The sequence below is a fragment of the Marinomonas sp. ef1 genome (assembly GCF_002806845.1).
GTDB lineage: Bacteria > Pseudomonadota > Gammaproteobacteria > Pseudomonadales > Marinomonadaceae > Marinomonas > Marinomonas polaris.
Map to the genome: position 1 here is coordinate 362,263 of NZ_NHTT01000002.1, position 22,743 is coordinate 385,005.

Annotated in this window: 22 protein-coding genes; 14 read left to right on the forward strand and 8 right to left on the reverse strand. The window is 41.5% G+C overall.

The window, feature by feature from the left end:
• Positions 1–158 precede the first annotated feature (158 nt).
• From metH to CCS02_RS04120, 3 genes are all read left to right on the forward strand, one after another.
• Positions 159–3,896 carry a methionine synthase gene (gene metH / locus CCS02_RS04110; protein ID WP_100635889.1) on the forward strand — a complete coding sequence of 1,246 codons (3,738 nt, stop codon included), beginning with the start codon at positions 159–161 and terminating at the stop codon, positions 3,894–3,896.
• 89 nt (positions 3,897–3,985) lie between these two features.
• Positions 3,986–4,594, forward strand: coding sequence for a cob(I)yrinic acid a,c-diamide adenosyltransferase (cobO, locus tag CCS02_RS04115; RefSeq protein ID WP_100635891.1), 609 nt, complete (start codon positions 3,986–3,988; stop codon positions 4,592–4,594).
• A 109-nt stretch (positions 4,595–4,703) separates the two neighbouring features.
• Positions 4,704–5,057, forward strand: a complete 354-nt coding sequence (locus tag CCS02_RS04120) for a RidA family protein (RefSeq protein WP_072839092.1) — start codon at positions 4,704–4,706, stop codon at positions 5,055–5,057.
• A gap of 71 nt (positions 5,058–5,128) precedes the next feature.
• Here CCS02_RS04120 and CCS02_RS04125 read toward each other — a convergent pair whose 3' ends face one another.
• Positions 5,129–5,623, reverse strand: coding sequence for a Crp/Fnr family transcriptional regulator (locus CCS02_RS04125; protein ID WP_100635893.1), 495 nt, complete (start codon positions 5,621–5,623; stop codon positions 5,129–5,131).
• Between the two features lie 300 nt (positions 5,624–5,923).
• Here CCS02_RS04125 and CCS02_RS04130 point away from each other — a divergent pair, with 300 nt between their 5' ends.
• Positions 5,924–7,510: an ABC-F family ATPase gene (locus tag CCS02_RS04130; protein WP_100185801.1), complete on the forward strand. Its 1,587-nt coding sequence runs from the start codon at positions 5,924–5,926 to the stop codon at positions 7,508–7,510.
• 88 nt (positions 7,511–7,598) lie between these two features.
• Here the strand turns inward: CCS02_RS04130 and CCS02_RS04135 are convergent, their stop codons facing one another.
• The 4 genes from CCS02_RS04135 to CCS02_RS04150 all read right to left on the reverse strand — a co-directional run bounded on the left by CCS02_RS04135 (position 7,599) and on the right by CCS02_RS04150 (position 10,845).
• A complete protein-coding gene (locus tag CCS02_RS04135) occupies positions 7,599–8,441 on the reverse strand; it encodes an MOSC domain-containing protein (RefSeq protein WP_100635895.1) in 843 nt (280 codons plus the stop codon).
• Between the two features lie 142 nt (positions 8,442–8,583).
• Entirely contained in the window at positions 8,584–9,750 is a 1,167-nt protein-coding gene (locus tag CCS02_RS04140; protein WP_072839088.1) for a type III PLP-dependent enzyme, read from the reverse strand.
• 266 nt (positions 9,751–10,016) lie between these two features.
• Positions 10,017–10,436 (reverse strand): DUF6691 family protein, encoded by a 420-nt coding sequence (locus CCS02_RS04145; protein ID WP_072839087.1) that lies wholly within the window; start codon positions 10,434–10,436, stop codon positions 10,017–10,019.
• A gap of 10 nt (positions 10,437–10,446) precedes the next feature.
• Positions 10,447–10,845, reverse strand: a complete 399-nt coding sequence (locus CCS02_RS04150; RefSeq protein ID WP_072839086.1) for a YeeE/YedE family protein — start codon at positions 10,843–10,845, stop codon at positions 10,447–10,449.
• 224 nt (positions 10,846–11,069) lie between these two features.
• Between CCS02_RS04150 and CCS02_RS04155 the strand changes: the two genes are divergently transcribed.
• Positions 11,070–11,540, forward strand: coding sequence for a DUF6942 family protein (locus CCS02_RS04155; protein ID WP_100635897.1), 471 nt, complete (start codon positions 11,070–11,072; stop codon positions 11,538–11,540).
• Entirely contained in the window at positions 11,534–11,977 is a 444-nt protein-coding gene (locus tag CCS02_RS04160; protein WP_100635898.1) for a tellurite resistance TerB family protein, read from the forward strand. Before CCS02_RS04155 ends, CCS02_RS04160 begins: the two co-directional genes overlap by 7 nt.
• Positions 11,978–12,055: 78 nt before the next feature.
• Here CCS02_RS04160 and CCS02_RS04165 read toward each other — a convergent pair whose 3' ends face one another.
• On the reverse strand, positions 12,056–12,640 hold the full coding sequence (locus CCS02_RS04165; RefSeq protein WP_100635899.1) for a Fe-Mn family superoxide dismutase: 585 nt from the start codon (positions 12,638–12,640) through the stop codon (positions 12,056–12,058).
• A 158-nt stretch (positions 12,641–12,798) separates the two neighbouring features.
• On the opposite strand from CCS02_RS04165, the gene CCS02_RS04170 reads away from it, so the two are divergent.
• The 3 genes from CCS02_RS04170 to cysN all read left to right on the forward strand — a co-directional run bounded on the left by CCS02_RS04170 (position 12,799) and on the right by cysN (position 16,484).
• The gene (locus CCS02_RS04170) at positions 12,799–13,722 is read left to right on the forward strand and encodes a hypothetical protein (RefSeq protein WP_072839082.1); all 924 of its coding nucleotides are present in this window, start codon (positions 12,799–12,801) and stop codon (positions 13,720–13,722) included.
• A gap of 224 nt (positions 13,723–13,946) precedes the next feature.
• Entirely contained in the window at positions 13,947–14,852 is a 906-nt protein-coding gene (cysD, locus tag CCS02_RS04175) for a sulfate adenylyltransferase subunit CysD (protein ID WP_072839081.1), read from the forward strand.
• A gap of 18 nt (positions 14,853–14,870) precedes the next feature.
• The gene (gene cysN, locus CCS02_RS04180) at positions 14,871–16,484 is read left to right on the forward strand and encodes a sulfate adenylyltransferase subunit CysN (protein ID WP_100185805.1); all 1,614 of its coding nucleotides are present in this window, start codon (positions 14,871–14,873) and stop codon (positions 16,482–16,484) included.
• Between the two features lie 63 nt (positions 16,485–16,547).
• On the opposite strand, the gene CCS02_RS04185 is transcribed toward cysN, so the two are convergent.
• Positions 16,548–17,288, reverse strand: coding sequence for a siderophore-interacting protein (locus CCS02_RS04185; protein WP_100185806.1), 741 nt, complete (start codon positions 17,286–17,288; stop codon positions 16,548–16,550).
• Between the two features lie 10 nt (positions 17,289–17,298).
• Positions 17,299–17,745 carry a MarR family winged helix-turn-helix transcriptional regulator gene (locus CCS02_RS04190; protein WP_100185807.1) on the reverse strand — a complete coding sequence of 149 codons (447 nt, stop codon included), beginning with the start codon at positions 17,743–17,745 and terminating at the stop codon, positions 17,299–17,301.
• A gap of 210 nt (positions 17,746–17,955) precedes the next feature.
• Between CCS02_RS04190 and CCS02_RS04195 the strand changes: the two genes are divergently transcribed.
• From CCS02_RS04195 to ruvB, 5 genes are all read left to right on the forward strand, one after another.
• Positions 17,956–18,447, forward strand: a complete 492-nt coding sequence (locus CCS02_RS04195) for a transcription elongation factor GreAB (RefSeq protein ID WP_100635900.1) — start codon at positions 17,956–17,958, stop codon at positions 18,445–18,447.
• Positions 18,448–18,636: 189 nt separating this feature from the next.
• Entirely contained in the window at positions 18,637–20,409 is a 1,773-nt protein-coding gene (gene aspS, locus CCS02_RS04200) for an aspartate--tRNA ligase (RefSeq protein ID WP_100185809.1), read from the forward strand.
• 160 nt (positions 20,410–20,569) lie between these two features.
• Positions 20,570–21,127 carry a crossover junction endodeoxyribonuclease RuvC gene (ruvC, locus tag CCS02_RS04205; RefSeq protein WP_072839075.1) on the forward strand — a complete coding sequence of 186 codons (558 nt, stop codon included), beginning with the start codon at positions 20,570–20,572 and terminating at the stop codon, positions 21,125–21,127.
• On the forward strand, positions 21,124–21,726 hold the full coding sequence (gene ruvA / locus CCS02_RS04210; protein WP_072839074.1) for a Holliday junction branch migration protein RuvA: 603 nt from the start codon (positions 21,124–21,126) through the stop codon (positions 21,724–21,726). The genes ruvC and ruvA overlap by 4 nt, the downstream gene beginning before the upstream one ends.
• A gap of 3 nt (positions 21,727–21,729) precedes the next feature.
• Entirely contained in the window at positions 21,730–22,743 is a 1,014-nt protein-coding gene (ruvB, locus tag CCS02_RS04215) for a Holliday junction branch migration DNA helicase RuvB (RefSeq protein WP_072839073.1), read from the forward strand.

The window sequence follows — 22,743 nt, forward strand, 5'->3', positions numbered from 1 at the left end:
CTCTGCGACATTTAAAAAATGGCGAAGCTAACCTTGATTTGTTGGCTTCGCTTTTTTCTTACCCTCGGATCATTCAACTCCTCATTACTTTTTTTCAACGCGCAAAGCAGCACTTTTCGGTATAGTACGTTTGCATATTCTTTTTTGAGGTGGTGAGAGTGGTAAAGTCCGATTCGTATTCTATTATTGAGAAACGACTAGCTGAAAACGTATTGATTCTAGATGGCGCTATGGGCACCATGATTCAGGGATATAAACTAGAAGAACAAGATTATCGCGGTGAACGTTTTGCTGAATGGAATAGTGACTTAAAAGGCAACAATGACCTGCTTTCTTTGACGCAACCAAAGATAATCAAAGACATTTATTCCAGTTATCTTGCTGCTGGCGCGGACATCATTGAAACCAACACTTTCAACGCAAATTATATTTCCATGCTGGATTATCACATGGAAGATCTCAGTTACGAGCTGAATTTTGAATCGGCTCGCTTAGCTCGTGAAGCTGCTGACGAATTCACCAAACAAAACCCAAATAAACCTCGCTTTGTTGCTGGTGCTGTTGGCCCGACTAGTCGTACTTGTACTATTTCTCCTGATGTTAACGATCCTGGGTTTCGTAACGTACATTTTGATGAGTTAGTCGGCGCTTATACCACTGCCGTCGATGGCTTAATCAAAGGTGGCGTTGATATCATCTTAATTGAAACTATCTTCGATACCTTGAATGCGAAAGCCGCTATTTATGCAGTATTAGACTATTACGAGAAAAACGGTGTTCGTTATCCAATTATGATTTCTGGCACTATCACTGATGCCTCTGGTCGTACTTTATCCGGTCAAACCACGGAAGCTTTCTGGAACTCGATTTCTCACGCTAAACCTATTTCTGTTGGCTTGAACTGTGCGTTAGGTCCAAAAGAATTACGCCAGTATGTGGAAGAGCTATCACGCATTGCCGACACTCACGTATCTGCTCACCCTAATGCTGGTTTGCCTAATGCCTTTGGTGAATACGACGAATCGCCAGAAGAAATGTTAGAAGAGATTCAAGGGTGGGTAGAGTCTGGTTTTCTGAATATCATCGGTGGTTGTTGTGGTACGGCACCTGCGCACATTGAAACTTTTGCAAAAGCGTTTGCAGACGCTAAACCTCGTGTTATTCCAGTAATCGAAAAAGCCTGTCGTTTGTCTGGTCTTGAACCGTTTAATATCGATGGTAATAGCTTGTTTGTAAACGTTGGTGAAAGAACCAACGTGACTGGTTCTGCGATGTTTAAGCGTCTTATCAAAGAAGGTGACTTTGATACTGCTTTGGATGTGGCTCGGCAACAAGTTGAAAACGGTGCGCAGATCATCGACATCAACATGGATGAAGGCATGTTGGACTCGCAAGCGGCGATGGAGCGATTCCTTAAACTCATCGCATCTGAACCTGATATTTCTCGTGTGCCTATCATGCTTGACTCTTCTAAGTGGGAAATCTTAGAAGCCGGATTGAAATGGGTTCAGGGCAAAGGCGTCGTTAACTCTATTAGTATGAAAGAGGGCGAAGAGAAGTTTCGTGAGCAAGCTCGCAAGCTAATGAAATACGGTGCAGCTGTTATCGTCATGGCGTTTGATGAGGCCGGTCAAGCAGATACTCGAGCGCGTAAAATTGAGATTTGTCGCCGTTCTTACCACATCTTAGTCGATGAAGTTGGCTTCCCACCAGAAGACATTATTTTCGACCCCAATATCTTTGCTATCGCGACAGGTATTGAAGAACACAACCGTTACGCCTTGGACTTTATCGAAGCTACGGGTGATATCACTCGTGAATTGCCTTATGCCAAAGTGTCTGGTGGCGTTTCTAACGTATCTTTCTCGTTCCGTGGTAATAACCCTGTTCGTGAAGCGATTCACGCCGTGTTCTTATATCATGCGATCAAACAAGGTATGACAATGGGTATCGTGAATGCAGGGCAACTTGCTTTGTATGAAGATATCCCAACGAAACTTCGCAATGCTGTAGAAGATGCGGTGCTTAACCGTACACCTGATGCAACAGACAACCTGCTCGCTATGGCCGGAGAGTTTGCTGGTACTGGCGAAGTAGCGGAAAAAGAAACCCAAGAATGGCGCGGTCTAACTGTGTCAGAGCGTCTTAGTTACGCTCTAGTTAAAGGTATAACAGAATTCATTGATGAAGATACCGAAGAAGCGCGTCAAGCCTTTGCTCGCCCTTTAGAGGTTATTGAAGGGCCATTAATGGATGGCATGAGCATAGTCGGTGACTTGTTTGGTTCCGGTAAAATGTTCTTACCACAAGTAGTTAAATCAGCACGAGTAATGAAAAAAGCCGTTGCCTACTTGATGCCTTATATCGAAGAAGAAAAACGTCTTAACATGGACACTGCGTCGTCTAGTAATGGCAAGATCGTTATGGCTACCGTGAAGGGCGATGTACACGATATCGGTAAAAATATTGTTGGCGTTGTTCTGCAGTGTAACAATTTCGAAGTTATCGACCTTGGTGTCATGGTTCCTGCTGAAAAAATCTTACGCACCGCAAAAGAGGTTGGTGCTGACATGATTGGCTTGTCTGGCTTGATCACACCATCGCTTGACGAAATGGTGCATGTAGCAAAAGAAATGGAACGCCAAGGCTTTGATTTACCGGTGATGATCGGTGGTGCAACCACGTCAAAAGCTCATACCGCGGTAAAAATTGAACAAAACTACAAACGCAATCAAGTGGTCCATGTTACCAATGCGTCTCGTAGTGTTGGCGTAGCGAGTGCTTTGTTGAGCAAAGACAAAGAGCGTTATCAGAAGTTTGTCGATGAAATCAAAGCCGACTACGAAAAAACTCGAATTCGCTATAAAGACCGTGCTAAAGCCGGTCGTCGAGTCTCTTTGGATAAAGCGCGTCAGAATAAAGGTCCAATTGTGTTTGATGGGAGTAACGTAATTCAGCCTAAAAAGCTTGGTATCACAGTACTAACTGAAAACGATATTAATCTTAATCAGGTTAAAGATTACATAGACTGGACGCCATTCTTCCAGACATGGGAATTGGCTGGCGCTTATCCACGCATTCTTACTGATGAAGTGGTAGGTGTCGAGGCAACGCGTGTCTTCGAAGATGCATTGAAGATGCTAGATGAAGTAATCGCTACTAAGTGTTTACAAGCTCGCGCGGTGGTTGGTTTATTCCCTGCTAACCAAGTGAACCACGATGATATTGAAATTTATGCAGATGAATCTCGTAGCGAAGTCGTCGAACGTTTGTCTTTTCTTCGAATTCAAAACGAGTTAACGGCTCCGGGGAAATATAACCACAGCTTAGCGGATTTTGTGGCGCCAAAAGAAAGTGGTGTGGCGGATTATATTGGTGCTTTTGCCTGCGCTGCAGGTTTTGGTATTGATCCTCTTGTGGCGAAATATGAAGCAGACCATGATGATTACAACTCTATTATGATCAAGGCGGTGGCTGACCGATTAGCTGAAGCAACTGCAGAATATTTACACGAAAAAGTACGAAAAGAATTCTGGGGCTATGCTGAAGCTGAAGAATTAACCAACGAGCAGTTGATCAAAGAAAAATACCAAGGTATTCGTCCGGCACCAGGCTATCCAGCTTGCCCTGATCACACCGAAAAAGCCAAGCTTTGGACTTTACTGGATGTGAAAGGAAAAATTGATATGGAGATCACCGAGAGCTTTGCCATGCTGCCTACAGCGGCGGTAAGTGGTTGGTATTTCGCTCATCCAGATGCAACTTACTTTGGTGTTGGTAAGATCGGACCTGATCAAGTGGATAGTTATGCAGAGCGTAAAGGGATGAGTAAGGATGATGCTGAGCGTTGGTTAGCGCCTAATCTTGGTTATGATCCTGAAGACGATCGTATCTAATTTTCTTTATAGTCTCTTTTTTTGACCAAACCTAATCTGTGTCGCTAGTACGCGCAGATTAGGTTTTTCTATTTTTAAAGGATATTTAAATGTCAAAAACCATTAAAGATCCAGATCAGCACAAAAAACGCATGCAAGCGATTAAGTCACATGTTGATAAACGTATTGCCAAAGCCCAAGAAGATAAAGGGACATTTGTCCTGCTTACGGGAAATGGTAAGGGAAAATCTAGCTCAGCGTTGGGTATGGTCGCCCGCGCCTTAGGTCATGGAATGAAGGTTGGGGTGGTTCAGTTCTTGAAAGGTGAATGGAACACGGGGGAAATTGATTTCTTTAAGCAGCAAAAAAACGTGCAATGGGAAATCATGCCAGCAGGATTTACATGGGAAACACAAAACCGTGACTCCGATATCGCTTCTTCAGTGCAAGCATGGGAAAAAGCCGCCGCTATGTTGACTGATCCAAGTATCGATTTGGTGGTTCTCGATGAATTAACCTACTTATTACATTATGAGTATTTACTTGAAGATGATGTACTTAAAGGGTTGATGAATCGCCCTGAAAATCAGCATCTTGTGGTAACTGGTCGCGGTGCTTCAGATGCTCTGATTGAATTGGCTGACACGGTCAGTGAGATAAAAGAAGTAAAACATGCATTTAAGCGAGGCATTAAAGCTCAAAAAGGGCTGGAGTTTTAATGCTTTGTCGTTTTATATTAGTCGGCTAGTGATTATATCAAGAGTTTTATAGAACACATTCTAATAATAAAGTTATGATTTTTTAACTCTCAATTTAATAGAGGTTTTTATGGCAACCATTGAGCGCATGGAAGTTGGTCAACGTATGAGTCGTATCGTTAAGCACAATGAAACGGTATACCTTTGTGGCCAAGTTGGTGCTGATGCGAATACGGACATTACTGAACAAACACGAACCATGTTAGATAAAGTGGACGTTTTGTTAGAGCAATCAGGGACAGATAAATCCTATATTTTATCTGCTACTATTTATCTTCGTGATATGAAAGATTTTACAGCGATGAACGCAGTTTGGGACGCGTGGATTCCTGAAGGGCATGCTCCAGCTAGAGCTTGTGTAGAAGCACGATTGGCAAGACCAGAGCTATTGGTCGAAATATCTGTTGTTGCTGCTTTAAAATAATACCCTGAGATAGGCTGGAGTCTTGAGCTCCAATCTATCTTTAATTTGATTCTACAAACCTTTCTATCTCCTTAGTTTCTTTTTACCACTACATCGTTCTCAACCAAGGCATTACTTAATACTCGAATGGTTCTTGCCATATCGCGTGATAAGTTCATTAACAAAATTCCAAAATCGAATGGGTATTGGTCGTGAAAGTCACTGAATAGCTGACTGGATATTTCGAGCAATAAGCTGTCTTCTAAAGCACATAGACTACCAACACGTTCATGCAATGCAATCATCGATACAAAGCCAATTGCTTCACCGAAGCAAATTGTTCTAGTCCGTAGCTTTTTCTCGCCATGTTGCTTATAGAAGTCCAACTTGCCATGTAATACGGTATGGAAGCTGCCACCCTTGCTGCCATAAGAAAAAATCTCATCGCCTTTGGATACTTTGTGTAAAACGCCTTCATTCAATAGAAACTGAATAGAAGTTTCCGATAAAGCGCCAAAAATAGAGCCTTCTTTCAAATGCTCTGGCGATATATCGTATTGTGATTCTGTTGCTAGGACGGTTTTCATTTCTCTCTCCGTCTATGTGAGTTCTTATTATATCATCGGCCAAAAAAATCATTTCTGAATAGCCAATAGGCTTATATTAGTTTTAGGCTTATTTGGGCTAAAACAGTAGTATCGTTTTGTATTCTATTTATAGTTTTTGGACTCTGTCTGTAACAGTAAGTTCGCCTTTTTTTGGTAATAAATGCTTTCGCTCTTAAAGAGTCGAGTCAATCTGTGCGATAATGCGCGGATCAGCTTTGCTCTGACGATTTAGTCTACTAAGAGCACAATTATTTACCTCATGATAAACGGAAGAATACTTTGTTAACGACGGCCAACATCACCATGCAATTTGGTGCAAAACCTCTTTTTGAAAACGTCTCTGTCAAATTTGGAGAAGGAAAGCGTTACGGTCTTATCGGCGCGAATGGATGTGGTAAATCCACTTTCATGAAAATTCTAGGTGGCGATTTGGAGCCAAGCTCAGGCAACGTTTCAAAAGATCCAAATGAGCGTCTTGGTAAATTGAAACAGGATCAATTTGCTTACGAAGATTATTCTGTTATTGATACCGTTATCATGGGTCATACAGAGCTTTGGGCGATCAAGTCTGAAAAAGATGCTATCTATGCTAATCCTGAAATGACAGAAGCGGACGGCTTACGTGCAGGTGATCTAGAAGCAGAATTTGCTGAAATGGACGGTTACACTGCTGATGCTCGTGCAGGAGAGTTATTGCTAGGTGTTGGTATTCCTACCGAGCAGCATTATGGTTTGATGAGTGAAGTGGCTCCAGGTTTAAAGCTGCGAGTCTTGTTGGCTCAAGCCCTGTTTTCTGATCCAGAGATTTTGTTGCTGGACGAGCCAACAAACAACTTGGATATCAACACTATCCGTTGGTTGGAAGGTGTCTTAGTAGAGCGTAACTGCACCATGATCATTATTTCCCATGACCGTCATTTCTTGAATTCTGTTTGTACTAACATGGCTGATTTGGATTACGGTGAATTGCGTTTGTTTTCTGGTAACTATGATGAATATATGACAGCGGCGACTCAAGCTCGCGAGCGTCTATTGTCAGACAACGCGAAGAAAAAAGCCCAAATCAACGAACTAAAATCGTTTGTAAGCCGATTCTCTGCCAACGCATCTAAATCTAAACAAGCAACATCTCGCGCTAAGCAAATTGATAAGATTCAGCTTGAAGACGTAAAACCTTCTAGCCGTCAGAATCCATTTATTCGCTTCGAGCAAGAGAAGAAACTACACCGTATGGCAGTGCAAATTGAAAACGTTGCTAAATCATATGATGAAGAATTATTCAGCGGCTTAAATATGATGGTTGAAGTGGGTGAGCGTATTGCGGTTATCGGGCCAAACGGTATCGGTAAAACAACCTTGCTAAAATGTTTGGTTGGAGATACCGAATTAACCAAAGGTAATGTGAAGTGGTCAGAAAATGCCAACATTGGTTACTATGCGCAGGATCATCATCACGAATTTGAAAAAGACGTTGATTTGATCGAGTGGATGGGGCAGTGGGCGCAAGAAGGTGACGATGAGCAAATCATTCGCGGTACTTTAGGTCGTCTTTTATTCTCTCAAAACGACATTAAGAAATCCGTTAAAGTACTTTCTGGTGGTGAACAAGGTCGTATGTTGTTTGGTAAGTTGATGCTACAAAAACCTAACGTTCTCGTTATGGATGAGCCAACAAACCACATGGACATGGAGTCGATTGAATCATTGAACCTAGCTCTTGATAATTATCCAGGTACTTTGATTTTTGTCAGTCATGACCGTGAATTTGTATCGTCTTTGGCGACTCGCATTGTTGAAGTAACCAGCGATGGTATTGTCGACTTCCACGGTACTTACGACGAATACTTGGCTAAAATAGAAGCCTAAGCCAAGAAATTGTGTTCTCGTTACAAAAAAGAAGGCCAAGAGCCTTCTTTTTTTATGTGTCTTTGATTACTAGAGTGGCTTAAAGTATTTAAGCCTTACGTCTGTCTATGTACACTTCTGGTTCTTTGTATTCAAGAACTTCAACCTCATCGCCAACGTAAACAGTTCCAGTGTTCAGCGCGATCATATTCATACCAAAAGTAATGCTTTCCTTATCAAGCAGACGAAATTTGGCTAACGTTTTAAGAGGCTCGCCTTTTTTACTTCGTTGCGCCGTGATTGGATTCAATGTTGTGAAAATACAGCGGTCACAAGGCTTAACGTTCTCAAACTCCACCTCACCAATACGAATTCGCTTCCAACTATCTTCTTCAAACGACTTATTGCCTTTAATAACCAAATTTGGGCGAAATTGCGCCATTTGAATATCTTCAGGGCAAGTTCTATTGAGCTCAGCCAGAGAAGCTTCAGTTGTTAATAGGAAAGGGTAACCGTCAGCAAAACCTACAGGGACTTCAGGCCTTCTTTTGGTAAAGCGTTCAGATTTTTCACCAAAATACACTAATTTTACTGTTTCACCAGCTATCTCGCTAAACCACGCATTAGCGTTTTCTTGAGCAAGCTGTGCGTTGACTGAATTGTCCCAAACTGTAACTTCTGCATAATCACTGGAAAAAGCAGATAAATCGAGAGATAGGCCATGAATGAGTTCCGGGTGTGAAAGCTGCCACGCACCGTTTTGACTAGCCTTAGCCGTTACTAATGTTAGGTTAGGGTGCTTTCGACCAGTAATGAATTCGCCATCAGGTTTTACTAGCATGTAACGTCGATCTCCATAAAGTCCGGCACTCTCAACTTGACTTGATGATAAAGAGATACCTTGGATGGATTTTATTGGATATATAGCTAGTTCACTTAGGGTGTACGGCATGGATACTCCATTTTGTGCTTTTTTGTGAATGGTTTTTATTATTGCCCAATAGGAAAATCATTCCAATAAAAAAAGCCCCAGAAAATGAATTTCTGAGGCTTTCGCTTTCTAGCTATTTAAGCGAATAGCTTACAAAAAGTACTTACAAGTAGTATGAAGCCAATGGCGGGAAGCCGTTAAATTCTACTGCGCTGTAGGTTGTTGTATAGGCACCAGTTGATAGCCAGTACATACGATCACCAATAGCCAGGTTCAGTGGTAGGCCATATTTGTAGTTTTCATACATAATATCGGCGCTGTCACAGGTTGGGCCAGCGATAATAACTTCTTCTAACTCGCCACCTTTTTCAACATGAATCGGATACTTGATAGATTCATCTAGCGTTTCAATAAGGCCTGAGAATTTGCCGACGTCAGTGAATATCCAACGATTTAGTGCTGTATGTGATTTACGAGAAATCAAAACTACTTCGCTGACTAGAACGCCTGCGTTAGATATCAAAGAACGGCCTGGCTCTAGAATAATTCGAGGTAAATCAGTTCCAAAATCTTCTTCCAAGAAGCGCGTAATTTCTTCTGCATAGGTTGCAAGATCATTAGTACGAGCAATATAGTTTGCAGGGAAGCCGCCGCCCATATTGATCATTTCTAAAATGATGCCATCTTCTTCTTTAAGGCGTTCAAAAATCACTTTAACGCTAGCGATCGCAGCATCCCATGCGCCGATATCGCGTTGTTGAGATCCGACGTGGAAAGAGATACCGTAAGGAATCAAACCAAGTTCTTTTGCAAGTACCAATAAGTCCATCGCCATATCTGGACGGCAGCCAAATTTACGAGATAGTGGCCAATCAGCTGTTACTGTGCCTTCAGTCAAGATACGAACATAAACGCGAGAGCCTGGAGCTGCTTTTGCGATGTTACGCAAATCAGCTTCAGAGTCTGTTGCAAACATACGCACACCTTTTTCATAAAAGTAACGTACGTCTTTTGCTTTCTTGATAGTGTTGCCGTAGCTCACTTGATCAGGTGAAATGCCTCCGATTGCAAATAGCTTGTCCAACTCATACCGTGACGCTACATCAAAGTTTGACCCGCGGTCGCGAAGTAGAGTTAGAATTTCTGGAGCTGGATTTGCTTTGATAGCGTAAAAAATATCAGCAACAGGAAAGCCTTTGGTTAGCTCTGTATAGGCTTCATCGATAATATCAGTATCGATAACAACGAAAGGGGTATCTTTGGTTTCAGCAAACGCTTTAAAGCGGGCAAAACGCTCAGGTGTGTAGAAAGAATTGACGTCGATAGTCATGGGCTAAAGGCTCCTTAATTATGCAAAACATAAACCGATTAAATAAGTAAACGCCTTTACCTTCTCCCGTCCTACTTATGGCTGTTACTTATCCGGCGGTAAGGCCTTAAGCGACTAGCGCAGCAGTTGAAGCGGTGCGGATTATGTTCAGCAATGACGCGGGCGAAATTTAAGACGCAAGGCGTCTCGGGTCAAGTATTTTTTCATATTTTAGACTAAAAAAAAGAGACTATAAAAGTCTCCTTTTTATTTAGGGATTTCTAACGCTACTTTTGGGTGATGCGTGTCTGGAAGTAATGTAACCCACTGCCAGCAATTAAAGCAGCTACGAAGTAAAAACCTTCGCTTGGATTATTCACTAATGCCGTTAATCCAGGGCCAGGGCAATAGCCACTAATCCCCCAGCCAATACCAAAAAGTGACGAGCCGATAATTAGTTTAGCGTCGATATTACGAAGCGTTGGGACTTGCCATTTACTGGCTAACAAAGGTGTTAAGCGTTTTCCTTTAATAACATAGCCAATCATGCCAACAGCGATTGCGCTTGCCATTACGATGATTAGAGAAGGATTCCAATCACCAAAAATATCTAAAAAACCAATAACGACAGCTGGATTGGTCATTTCTGAATACGCCAAACCTAAGCCAAATAATAAACCAGCAGCGAGAGTAATAATTGCGTACATAGATATGCTCCTAATTAAGCGCGGCGACAGTAATAATAGCTGCAGCCATGAAGACCAAAGTGGCTACTATTGAGCGAGGGGAAAGTCGCGATATACCACAAACGCCGTGACCACTAGTGCATCCACCACCGAGTCGTGTTCCATAACCGACCAGTAGCCCGGATACGATCAAAAGAAGAGGGCTTCTTGCTTCCGGAAAAGCAACGGTTTGCTCTGTTAGAATACCGTAAGCGCTACCACCGATGATTAATCCTGCAATGAATAGAAATGGCAAAAATCGTTCTTTGCTAAAAAGTAGCTGAGATAGTATCCCGCTAATACCAATCACTTTTCCGACACTGAGAAGGTATATTGTGGTTGTGAGGCCAATTAATAGGCCGCCTACGAGTGGGTTAAAAATAGTATCCATAATTGGAGTCCTTTAGCTTATATAAGACTATTCTAATTTATGTTAATAAGAAAAGTCTAATATAATATTGGCAAAATAGAGTTTTATTCTTGGTTTTATTGATCTAGATAAAAAGTAAGTTATTAAGATTGCCGAGTTAGCAGCCAGTTGCACAGTCTTTACCTATTGACTAGCAGATATTAAAAAGCACTCACTGTATTCTTATGAACATTAAGGAGTCTCAGATGAACGAGTTGTGGCTAGGTGCTTGTGTAGACGAAGCCAATTATGTATTTCTTTTGCCAAACAGACCTATTTTGCCGGATCCAGTTGATATTGGTTTTTTAAAGAAGCCTGATGTTTCTATCTTAATTGATCTAAATGGTAATCACTGGCGTAAAATATTTACGATCATGGCAAAGTTAGCTGCGCCCTCTTATGATTCATGGAAAGTCTTTCGCGATAAAGAGCTACTAACTAAAGTAGGCATTGCGTTTTCTTTAGATCAGCTTCGTGACTATAGAGGCGTTGTTTTTATTGTTGGAAATACATTTAGAGAAGGGCTGCCTGTAGTTAGTTCTGCGCAAGAAATCGGAGAAGTGCACACTTCTTTTGTTTACCTACCGTATGTTTGGTGTCCATACCTAGATTATAGGCAATTTCCTAATATTCTAATTGAAGCTCTACGTGAGTATATTTTGGAGAAAAAATGTTAAAAGCTTTAAAAAGTCTTTTCAGTCTTCCTGTAGGGCAGGGTGAGCAAATATCTTATCAGAAAGCTGTGGCGGCTCTACTTATGGAAGTTATGCTAGCTGATAATGAAATAAATGAACAAGAAGAAGGCCAGGTGAAGCGCTTCCTTCGTGAAGTAAGTGAATTGGGGGATGATATAGACATTCTCTATGAGGAGGCTCGTTCTGGTGTAGATCAAGCAAACGACCTTTATCAATTCACCAAGGTTATTAACGAAACTGCGACTCTAGAGCAAAAAATGTTGCTCTTAAAAGCCCTGTGGCGTGTTGCGCTTGCTGACGGAGATCTTGACTCATATGAAGATCATCGCATTCGTACAATCAGTGAGTTGTTATTCATGCCTCATTCCGAATTTATTCAGGCAAAACTATTTGTGCTGAATGAAATGAAAGCAGTTTAATTTTAAGCAAAAAAAACGCGGCTCTCGCCGCGCTTTTTGACTGGTCTTACTATAATTCTATTTTAATAAAAAATAGAATTATGCTGCGAAGTTCGCTGCTGCGAATTCCCAGTTAGCTAGCGCCCAAAAACCTTTTAGGTAGTCAGGACGAACATTGCGGTAATCAATGTAGTAAGCGTGTTCCCAAAGATCCACTGTAATGATAGCTGTTTGACCGTTTGTCATAGGCGTTGCTGCATTACTAGTGTTTACGATTTCTAGAGAGCTGTCAGCGTTTTTAACTAACCAAGTCCAGCTAGAGCCGAAGTTATTGACCGCTTTGTCATCAAATGCAGCTTGGAATTCCGCGAAAGAGCCCCATTTTGCATTGATTGCATCCGCTAGAGCACCAGTTGGCTCGCCGCCGCCATTAGGGCTTAAGCTATTCCAAAAGAAAGTGTGGTTCCAGATTTGAGCTGCATTGTTGAAAACAGGGCCCGCTGGAGCAGATACGATGATCTCTTCAAGCGTTTTATTTTCGTATTCAGAACCAGGAACTAAGCCGTTTAATTTAACAACATAAGTGTTGTGATGCTTGCCATGATGGTATTCAAGCGTCTCAACAGACATATGAGGCTCTAGTGCGTCTTTAGCATAAGGAAGAGCGGGTAATTCAAAAGCCATTTCAATTCTCCTTGCTTTTAATTAACGAAAAATGCTTGTTATCAAGCAGTTAATGGTGCTTATATAGTAGCACTGAACAACTGAAGATAATATTCTTTAGGTCTGTTCACTAACGAATTTCCATAATTTCTATTAATAGTGACTATATAAGATTTTCCATGCGTAGAGACGATGATGTTGAGATCCCAAGCCTGACTCTGGATCAAGATGAAGTCAGCGATAGAAGGCCGTCCGGTGCAACAGCGCAAAAAGGCCATACCACTCCCACTCCTGCAAAACCAGCCCATGCACCTACTATTGTTCATAAAAAGCCTAGCTTAGCGGGTATATATATTTTATTGATACTTATACTAATTGCTTCGGCCGGAGCTGGATATTGGTTATGGCAGCAAAATATGCAGCTGCGTAATGAGCTGTATGGTGCGAAAAGTGAGATACAAAATTTAGATCATCAGCTTCTAGCAGCTGATGTTTCGGCTAATAAGCAAGGTGAAACCCTAGAAGAGACGTTGAAGAATCACGAGAGTGAGATTCGTAAGCTTTGGGGTGTTGCTTACGATACTAATAGGAAGTCGATAGCTACTAATGATGCAGCGATTGATGAACTTCAGAAAAAGCTTTCATCATTACGAGATACTGTTTCGACTCAATCCAAGCGCATTGCGGTACAAGCCGAAGCCTTTAATGAGGTTGAGGCTGGTTACAACAAGCTTGTTCCCTCTGTCGCTTCTATAGATGAAACAGTGAAAGCAATTGCAACGAAACAAGATGACCAAGCAAAACGATTGCAGTCATCTGAGAAGCAAGTTCTTGCCCAAGCAGGACAGAACGAAGCTCAAGCCTTGAGTTTGGATCAGATTTCACAGGATTTAGTTACTTTGCAGAAAAAAGTAGCTGCTATAGAAAAACGCACAGCAGATACTAGTTCTACAGATGTGGCGAAAATTCAAGACACATTAGCTAAGCATCAAGATGCGATTAACTCGAGCGACGCTTTCAGAACTCAAGTTAATGGCGAAATCATCCGTCTACGTAAGCAGATTAATCAGCTGATGCTAGAGCAGCAACTCAGCTCTCAGTAAATTACTTCTAATAGATTTAAAAAGGCCGATTTATCGGCCTTTTCTATTTTTAGAGCTGCTACTCATTTTTTAGTTTTTTCCCTTCTTGGCCACTATAAAGGTTTTACTTATAAAGCTTTTTTAATATACATATTCTACTAAAGTCTAGATGAGGTGCTTTTTATAACCTAAAGGCATGTTATAGTTCAAAAAATGCTGAAGCCTGACAACAGAGATGGGAAATTATGACAGAGGCAAGACTTACTCACTTAAAACAGCTAGAAGCCGAAAGTATTCATATTATACGTGAGGTAGCTGCTGAATTTGATAACCCAGTAATGCTTTATTCAATTGGTAAAGATTCTGCAGTAATGCTGCATCTTGCCATGAAAGCGTTCTATCCTGGCAAACCACCGTTTCCACTAATGCATGTGGATACTGGTTGGAAGTTTAAAGAAATGATCACTTTCCGTGATGAAATGGTGGCTAAGCTTGGCTTGGAACTTATTGTTCATCAAAACCAAGAAGGTGTTGAGCAAGGCATTGGGCCTTTTACGCACGGTAGCTCAAAGCATACTGATGTGATGAAAACACAAGGTCTTAAACAAGCTCTAGACAAATATGGCTTTGATGCTGCTTTTGGTGGTGCGCGCCGTGATGAAGAGAAATCTCGCGCTAAGGAGCGTGTTTATTCCTTCCGCGATAAACAGCATCGTTGGGACCCAAAAAATCAGCGTCCAGAGTTGTGGAATATTTACAACGGTAAAGTAAACAAAGGCGAAAGCATTCGTGTTTTTCCACTGTCTAACTGGACTGAGCTTGATATTTGGCAATATATATATTTAGAAAGCATTCCAATTGTTCCTCTTTATTTTTCTGAAAAACGCCCAGTAGTTGAGCGTGACGGTACCTTGATCATGGTTGACGATGATCGCATGCCTTTAAACGGTGAGGTGCCTGAGATGAAGTCTGTTCGTTTTCGTACGCTCGGCTGCTATCCATTAACGGGAGCAGTTGAATCAGAAGCGGCATCTTTACCTGAAATTATTCAGGAAATGTTGCTAACAAGAAGTTCAGAGCGTCAAGGGCGAATGATTGACCATGATTCATCTGGGTCAATGGAAGAGAAGAAGAAACAAGGCTATTTCTAAGTTTGGAGTAAAGAAAGAATGTCTCACCAATCAGAATTGATCAGCCAAGACATACTTGGTTATCTGAAACAACATGAAGAAAAAGACTTATTACGTCTTCTTACCTGTGGCAACGTCGATGATGGAAAAAGTACATTAATCGGTCGCTTGCTTCATGACTCTAAGTTAATTTATGAAGATCATCTAGATGCCGTTAAGCGCGACAGCAAGAAGTCTGGGACACAAGGTGAAGAGGTTGATTTAGCTTTGTTAGTGGATGGCTTGCAAGCTGAGCGCGAGCAGGGCATCACAATCGATGTGGCTTACCGCTATTTTTCGACTGAAAAACGTAAGTTTATCATTGCTGACACACCTGGGCATGAACAATACACTCGTAATATGGCGACAGGCGCCTCTACTTGTGATCTTGCTATTATTTTGATTGATGCTCGTTACGGAGTACAAACTCAAACCCGTCGCCATAGCTATATTGCCTCTCTATTGGGTATTAAGCATGTTGTGGTTGCGATTAATAAAATGGATTTGGTTGAATTTTCTGAAGAAAAATTCAACCAGATTAAAAATGATTACCTTAAATTTGTTGATCAGCTTGGCGATCGCAAACCTGAAGATATTCATTTTGTCCCAATGTCAGCATTACGTGGCGATAACGTAGTAAATGCTTCTGAGAGCACGCCTTGGTATCAAGGTGGTCCATTGATGTCGATTTTGGAAACGGTACAAATTAACCGTGATGTGAAACGTGATTCTTTCCGTTTCCCGGTTCAGTATGTTAACCGTCCTAACTTAGACTTCCGAGGTTTCTCAGGAACCATCGCAGCTGGTGCCGTTAAACCTGGCGATAAAGTGGTTGCTTTGCCTTCAGGGAAAACATCTACCGTTGAAAGGATTGTGACATTTGATGGCGACCTAGATACGGCAAAAGCAGGGCAAGCTGTCACTATTACACTTGAAGACGAGATTGATATCAGCCGCGGTGATATGCTTTCGCATATTGGCCAAGAGCCTCTTATTGCAACAACGCTTCGTTCTTCAATTGTTTGGATGGCTGATCACCCATTAGTGCCGGGTAAGTTGTATGACTTTAAACTTGGAACACAAACGGTTCCTGGTAAGGTTCATCACTTCAATCATCGTGTTGACGTCAATACCCTTGAAGTCAGTAAGATAGATGCATTGGAATTGAACGGGATCGGCGACGCCGTTATACAGTTCGATGCTCCTGTTGCATTTGATGAATACACCGATAGTCGTTTCACTGGTGCATTGATTATTATTGATCGCTTAACCAACGTTACTGTTGGTGCTGGTATGGTTGAAGAAGCTGTTGCTGAGCTTGATCAAGATACTGTTGTTAGTGCGGAAGATCGTGCGGCACGACTTGGGCAAAAACCAGCTGTTATTGCATTAGCAAATAGCGTATTGGCACAAAGTGACGCGCTTGAGCGTTTATTATTACGCCAAGGTGTTGTGGCATTGGTTAAGGCTGATGCTACGGAGCAAGAAGCGGCACTGATTCGTCAAACAGGTGTGGCTTTCTTAGTGGCTGATGCTGCGATAGCTGATTCTCAAATTGCTGAATCCTCATTGGATGAAACGGTAGATTTGATTGTAGAAAGCGTTCAGTTATAACTCAATAAAATACAAAAAAACCAGCTCTGTGAGCTGGTTTTTTGTATTTAGCTCAAACTTGTTTCACGCAGTTGCTTCTGTATCTATTCGCTTGACTTCTTTATGCTGATCTTCATTGCTGCCTAATTTCCAGTAGCTAGAAATATAGAAATTTTCTTTTTCAATCTTAAGTTCATTTTTAAAAAATGAACGCAATGTTTTCATGCTGCTAAATTCACAAGCTACCCAAACAGATATGTTACCCTCAAGCCCTGATAGTGACTGGATTTGACCTAGTAACAAATTGGGGTTTTCTCCTGGGTGAGGATTAATTACCCATTTTAGTTCAATGCCAGAAGGGTGCTTTAAAGGCTGAATGTCTTCTTCTGAAATTACTTCAAGTATTGCATAGCCTTTGGCATCTTGAGGTAGTTTTGCTAGATTTACGCTAATTGCAGGCAAAGCGGTCATATCTCCCACTAGAATTTGCCAATCAGTAGACTCTTCAATAAGTTTTTTTGGGCCTGGTCCTCCAACTAAAATGATATCATTAGGTTGAGTCTGCTTTGCCCATGTTGACGCTGGGCCACCATCTTCATGCAGTACGAAGTCAATGTCTATTTCATCGGCACGTTGGTTTCTAATAGTATAAGTTCTTACTAATGGTTTTTGATCACCTCTTGGGAAAATAAGCTTCACATAGCCACTTTCTTGGTCCTCGGGGATGGTCTGTATATTATCGCCGCCTAGTGTTACTCGTAGCATGTTTGTTGTTACATGCGACTTTCTAATAACCGTTAGTTCACGCGGTTGTGGTCTGCTCATTTTTAGCTCCTTAACTTTGATTGTCGCAAGGCGGAGATTGATCAAGATTGCTTACCATTATTTCCGAAATGCGTGTGAAGTCTTCTATCTGTTGTTCTGTTAAGTTTTGTGTCATGTTCTCGGTTGCGGTTCGTTCTAACATCGTAATTTTGGTAAGTAGCTCTGCGCCATCCATAGTGAGACTTAATAATTGACTGCGATGATTGTCGGGGCTGCGAATTTTTTCAACGTAGCCTGATTGAACTAATTCCTTCAATACTCGAGTGATTTGTGATTTATCGAGTGAAAGTCTATCTGCGATATCCTTAGCACTGCATTTTTCAATCTTATTAATGCACTTAAGAGATCGTATGTGACTAACGGGGATTGAAATACCTGACTTTAGAGCTGCTTCGCGAAGTTGGTGTCGATAGTGGTGCATCAACTTATGAAGAGACTCGCCAATATTTTCTTTCATCTAATCTTCTTATTCTTGATGTTTTTATATGAGAACGATTATCAATATAGATCTTTTGGTTGATACTGTCAACTAAGAATTTTTAGTGAGACGGAAAAATCGTAATCCATGTCATTTCGTAGAATGAGTTGCCAGACCACAGTTAATAGTTTTTCTTATTGAGGCGAATGATTACAATGCGATGATTAGAATTAAATAGATCGATACATAATGAATAAGCACGATGTACATAAAGTTGTTACCGCAGCGTTATTAAGTCGCTATGAGACCGCCAAATGGGCTGCCAAGCAGGCTCATGAGGCCGCTACAAATGAAGAAAGCGTAGCAGAAAATAAATATGATACCTTTGGGTTGGAGGCTTCATATTTGGCTCATGGGCAATCGCAGCGAGTGTTGGAGTGCGAACAAGACTGGTTGATTTTTGATAAGAAACAGCCAGTTTTATTCAAGGAAGAGGGTGCAATTGATTTGTGGTGTCTAGTCACATTGACAGAGCTTGAATCTCCATACGGTACTAATAAATATTTTTTTATTTCTCCTTGTGCGGGCGGACTCACTGTCGAAATAAGTGAAAATAAGGTTTATCTTGTAACGCCATCTAGTCAAGTTGGAAAGAAGCTGCTTGGTAAATTAGTAGGTGATGCAGTTGAATTACTTCAGAATGGTAAGCAAACAGCTTATGAAATAACCACTATTGAATAAAGCTAGCATTGTGAAGGACAAATTTGGCTCAAGCTCTAGAGAGTCAGACTCTGTTCGCATATAATGCCTTGCCTTAAAATATTCTGTTCTTCTATTCGATATATAAAACTCAGTTTACATTACTGTCCGAATAGAAAACGTTCTAAGAAAAAATCACTCTCTTACTGAGAAAGTAATAGGAAAGAAATTATGCGCAGCCATTATTGCGGCGAGTTAAATGCTTCTAACATTTCACAAGAAATTACCCTATGCGGTTGGGTTCATCGTCGTCGTGACCACGGCGGAGTTATTTTCTTAGACGTTCGTGATCGCGAAGGGATTACTCAAGTAGTTTTCGATCCAGATCGTGCCGAAAGTTTTGCCCTTGCTGACAGCGTTCGTAATGAATTCGTTGTTAAGCTTAAAGGTTTAGTACGTGCCCGTCCTGAAGGCACAGTAAACCCGAATATGAATACTGGTGAAATCGAAGTATTGGGAACTGAACTTGAAATACTAAATGCTGCAAAAACACCACCGTTCCAGCTAGATGAGCACCAATCAGTAGGCGAAGACGTACGCTTGAAAAATCGTTTCATCGATTTGCGCCGCCCTGAAATTCAGCAAAAAATGCGTTTCCGTTCGAAAGTAACATCTGTATTACGTCGCTACTTAGATAGCAATGGCTTCCTAGATATTGAAACACCTATTCTAACTCGTGCAACGCCAGAAGGTGCGCGTGATTATTTGGTGCCTAGCCGTACACAACAAGGTAGCTTCTTTGCATTGCCTCAGTCTCCACAGCTGTTCAAGCAATTGTTAATGGTGTCTGGTTTTGACCGTTATTACCAAATTGCTAAATGTTTCCGTGATGAAGATTTGCGTGCCGACCGTCAGCCAGAATTCACTCAAGTGGACATCGAAACATCGTTCATGAGTGAAAAAGACATCATGGCAATGACAGAGGATATGATTGTCAGTTTGTTCAAAGAGCTAATGGATACAGATTTAGGCACTTTCCCACGTATGCCTTACTCTGAAGCGATGGAAACATACGGTAGCGATAAGCCAGATCTTCGTATTCCATTGACCATAGTGTCAGTATCTGACTTGATGGCGAGTGTAGACTTTAAAGTATTCTCCGGTCCTGCTAACGATCCAAAAGGTCGTGTTGCAGCACTTAAAGTGCCAGGCGGTAATGAGCTAACTCGTAAACAAATTGACGACTACACTAAATTTGTTTCTATCTATGGCGCGAAAGGTTTGGCTTACATCAAGGTAAACGATAAGTCTAATCTTGAAGAAGGTTTGCAATCTCCAATCGTTAAGTTCTTACCTGTTGAAGTGCGCGCTACTTTGCTTGAGCGTCTTGAGGCAGAAGATGGTGATTTGATCTTCTTCGGCGCGGATTCTGCTAAAGTGGTTAATGAAGCTCTTGGCGCGTTACGTTGCAAGCTAGGTGAAGATTTGAATCTTTATACTTGCAAATGGGCGCCATTGTGGGTTGTAGACTTCCCAATGTTTGAAGAGACAAGTGATGGTGGAATCACTGCTATTCATCACCCGTTCACTGCTCCTTCTTGTTCACCTGAGGATTTGAAAGCCAGTCCGTTGACTGCGTTATCACAGGCTTACGATATGGTACTAAATGGCACCGAGCTTGGTGGTGGTTCTATCCGTATTCACCAGTCTTCTATGCAAGAAACTGTATTTGGATTACTGAATATCAGCAAAGAAGAGCAGGAAGAAAAATTTGGTTTCTTGTTAGATGCATTGAAATTCGGTGCGCCACCACACGGCGGTTTGGCCTTTGGTCTAGATCGACTTGTGATGCTAATGACAGGTTCTAGCTCTATTCGTGATGTTATTGCTTTCCCTAAAACGCAAAGTGCAACTTGTCTATTGACGCAAGCGCCAGGTGAAGTAAGCGAGAAACAATTAAAAGAATTGAACATTCGTATTAGAAAACCTGCTGTTGAATCATAGAAATAACTCTTAAACTTATTCTAAAACAGTAAGTTATGTTAAGAGATTGAAAGAAAAACGTAAAAGGCCGCTTATTAGCGGCCTTTTTTATGTTTTGCCATTGCATACTTTGTAAAGGGCTGTTGAAATATACAGTAATTATAAAAGGCACAGAAAAAGCATGGCCACGACCAGAATTTTAGCAATTGACCCCGGCTCTCGAATAACAGGCTTTGGGATTGTTGACGTTACAAATGGTAAATCTATTTACGTAAATAGTGGTTGTATTCGATTACCGGATGAGGCGTTATCAGTTAGGCTTAAATATATATTTCAAAATGTTTCAGCATTATTGGAAGAATACAAACCAAATGAATTTGCTATCGAGGAAGTATTTTTGGCCAAGAATGCTAATTCGGCGTTAAAGCTTGGCCAGGCTAGAGGTGCTGCTATTGTTGCTGCATCTCTTCAAGAACTTGAGGTGCATGAATATGCCGCTCGAAGAGTTAAGCAATCTGTTGTCGGTAATGGTAATGCTGATAAAACACAAGTACAAATGATGGTTCAGCTTCTATTAAATTTGACCTCCAAGCCTCAAGCTGATGCGGCTGATGCTTTAGCAATTGCTTTGTGTCATGCTAATACACGAACTTCTGGCGGGCTTGAATACGGTGTCGGAAAGCGAGCGGGGCGTGCTTCTAAGCGTTGGACAGAACAAGATGTAAGGAAAACTTTGTGATCGGACGAATTGTCGGCACTTTGATAGAGAAAACACCGCCAGAACTAATGGTTGATGTTAATGGTATTGGCTATGAAGTTAGTGCTTCTATGACCACTATTTATGATTTACCTCAGATCGGAGGGCAGGTGACATTATTTACTCACCTGTTAGTTAAAGAAGATTCGCATACACTTTATGGCTTTATCGATAAAAATGAGCGCGCTTTATTTCGAGTTTTAATTAAAGTAAATGGTATTGGTCCAAAAATGGCATTGGCGATTTTGTCGAGCATGTCATCTGAAGAACTGATTGCCAATGTTCAAGAATCTGATGTAACTGCATTAACGCGTATTCCTGGAGTAGGTAAGAAGACGGCTGAGCGACTCATTATTGAGTTAAGAGATAAGCTTGGTCAGGCAGCAAAAACTGATTTATTTTCAGCTCCTGCTGTTTTGCGTCAGGTACAAGCTGACCCTAGGCAGGAGGCAGAAGCGGCGCTCATATCTCTTGGTTATAAACCACAAGAAGCGGCGAAAGCCATTGCGGGTGTTCCAATGGATGCCGCTAATAGTGAAGATGTTATTAAAGCAGCTTTAAAAGGGATGCTAAGGAAATAAAACATGATTGAGCAAGATCGTATTATTTCTGCTGAACTTAAAGGTAACGATCGTCAAGTAGATCGGGCAATACGTCCGCAAGCGCTTGCTGAATATATTGGTCAGCCCGTTGTTCGAGAGCAGATGGAGATTTTTATCCAAGCTGCAAGGCAGCGTAGTGAGCCATTAGATCATACGTTAATATTTGGGCCTCCAGGATTGGGAAAAACAACGCTTGCTCACATCATTGGTAATGAGATGGGGGCTGAGGTAAGAACAACTTCTGGCCCCGTTCTTGAAAGAGCTGGAGATTTAGCGGCACTGCTAACAAATTTAAATGAAGGCGACATTCTATTTATTGATGAAATACATAGATTAAGTCCAGCAATTGAAGAAGTTCTTTATCCAGCAATGGAGGATTATCAGCTGGATATAATGATTGGCGAAGGTCCAGCTGCTAGGTCAATTAAAATTGAACTACCACCATTTACACTTGTCGGAGCAACTACACGAGCAGGCTTACTGACATCTCCATTGCGAGATCGCTTTGGAATTGTGCAGCGCTTAGAGTTTTATGATGTTGAATCATTGACAACCATTGTGGCTCGGTCTGCTGGAAAAATGGGTATGGAGCTTGATCAGCCTGGTTGCTTTGAGGTAGCTAGAAGGTCAAGGGGGACTCCGAGGATAGCAAACCGCTTGTTACGCCGTGTTAGAGATGTGGCTCAGGTGAGTGGAGAAGTGCTTGTAGGGCAAAAAGTTGCTCAAAGGGCGCTAGATATGTTAAGTGTAGATAGTCAGGGCTTCGATCACTTAGACAGACGTATGTTATTGACTATGATAGAAAAGTTTGACGGGAGACCGGTTGGTCTAGATAGCGTCTCTGCCGCCTTAGGTGAAGACAAAGATACTATTGAAGACGTCATTGAGCCGTTTTTAATTCAGCAAGGCTTTATAATCAGGACACCAAGAGGCCGTCAGGTTACAAAGCGTGCATATGAACATTTTAATTACCAACTACCTTCAGATTTTAAATAG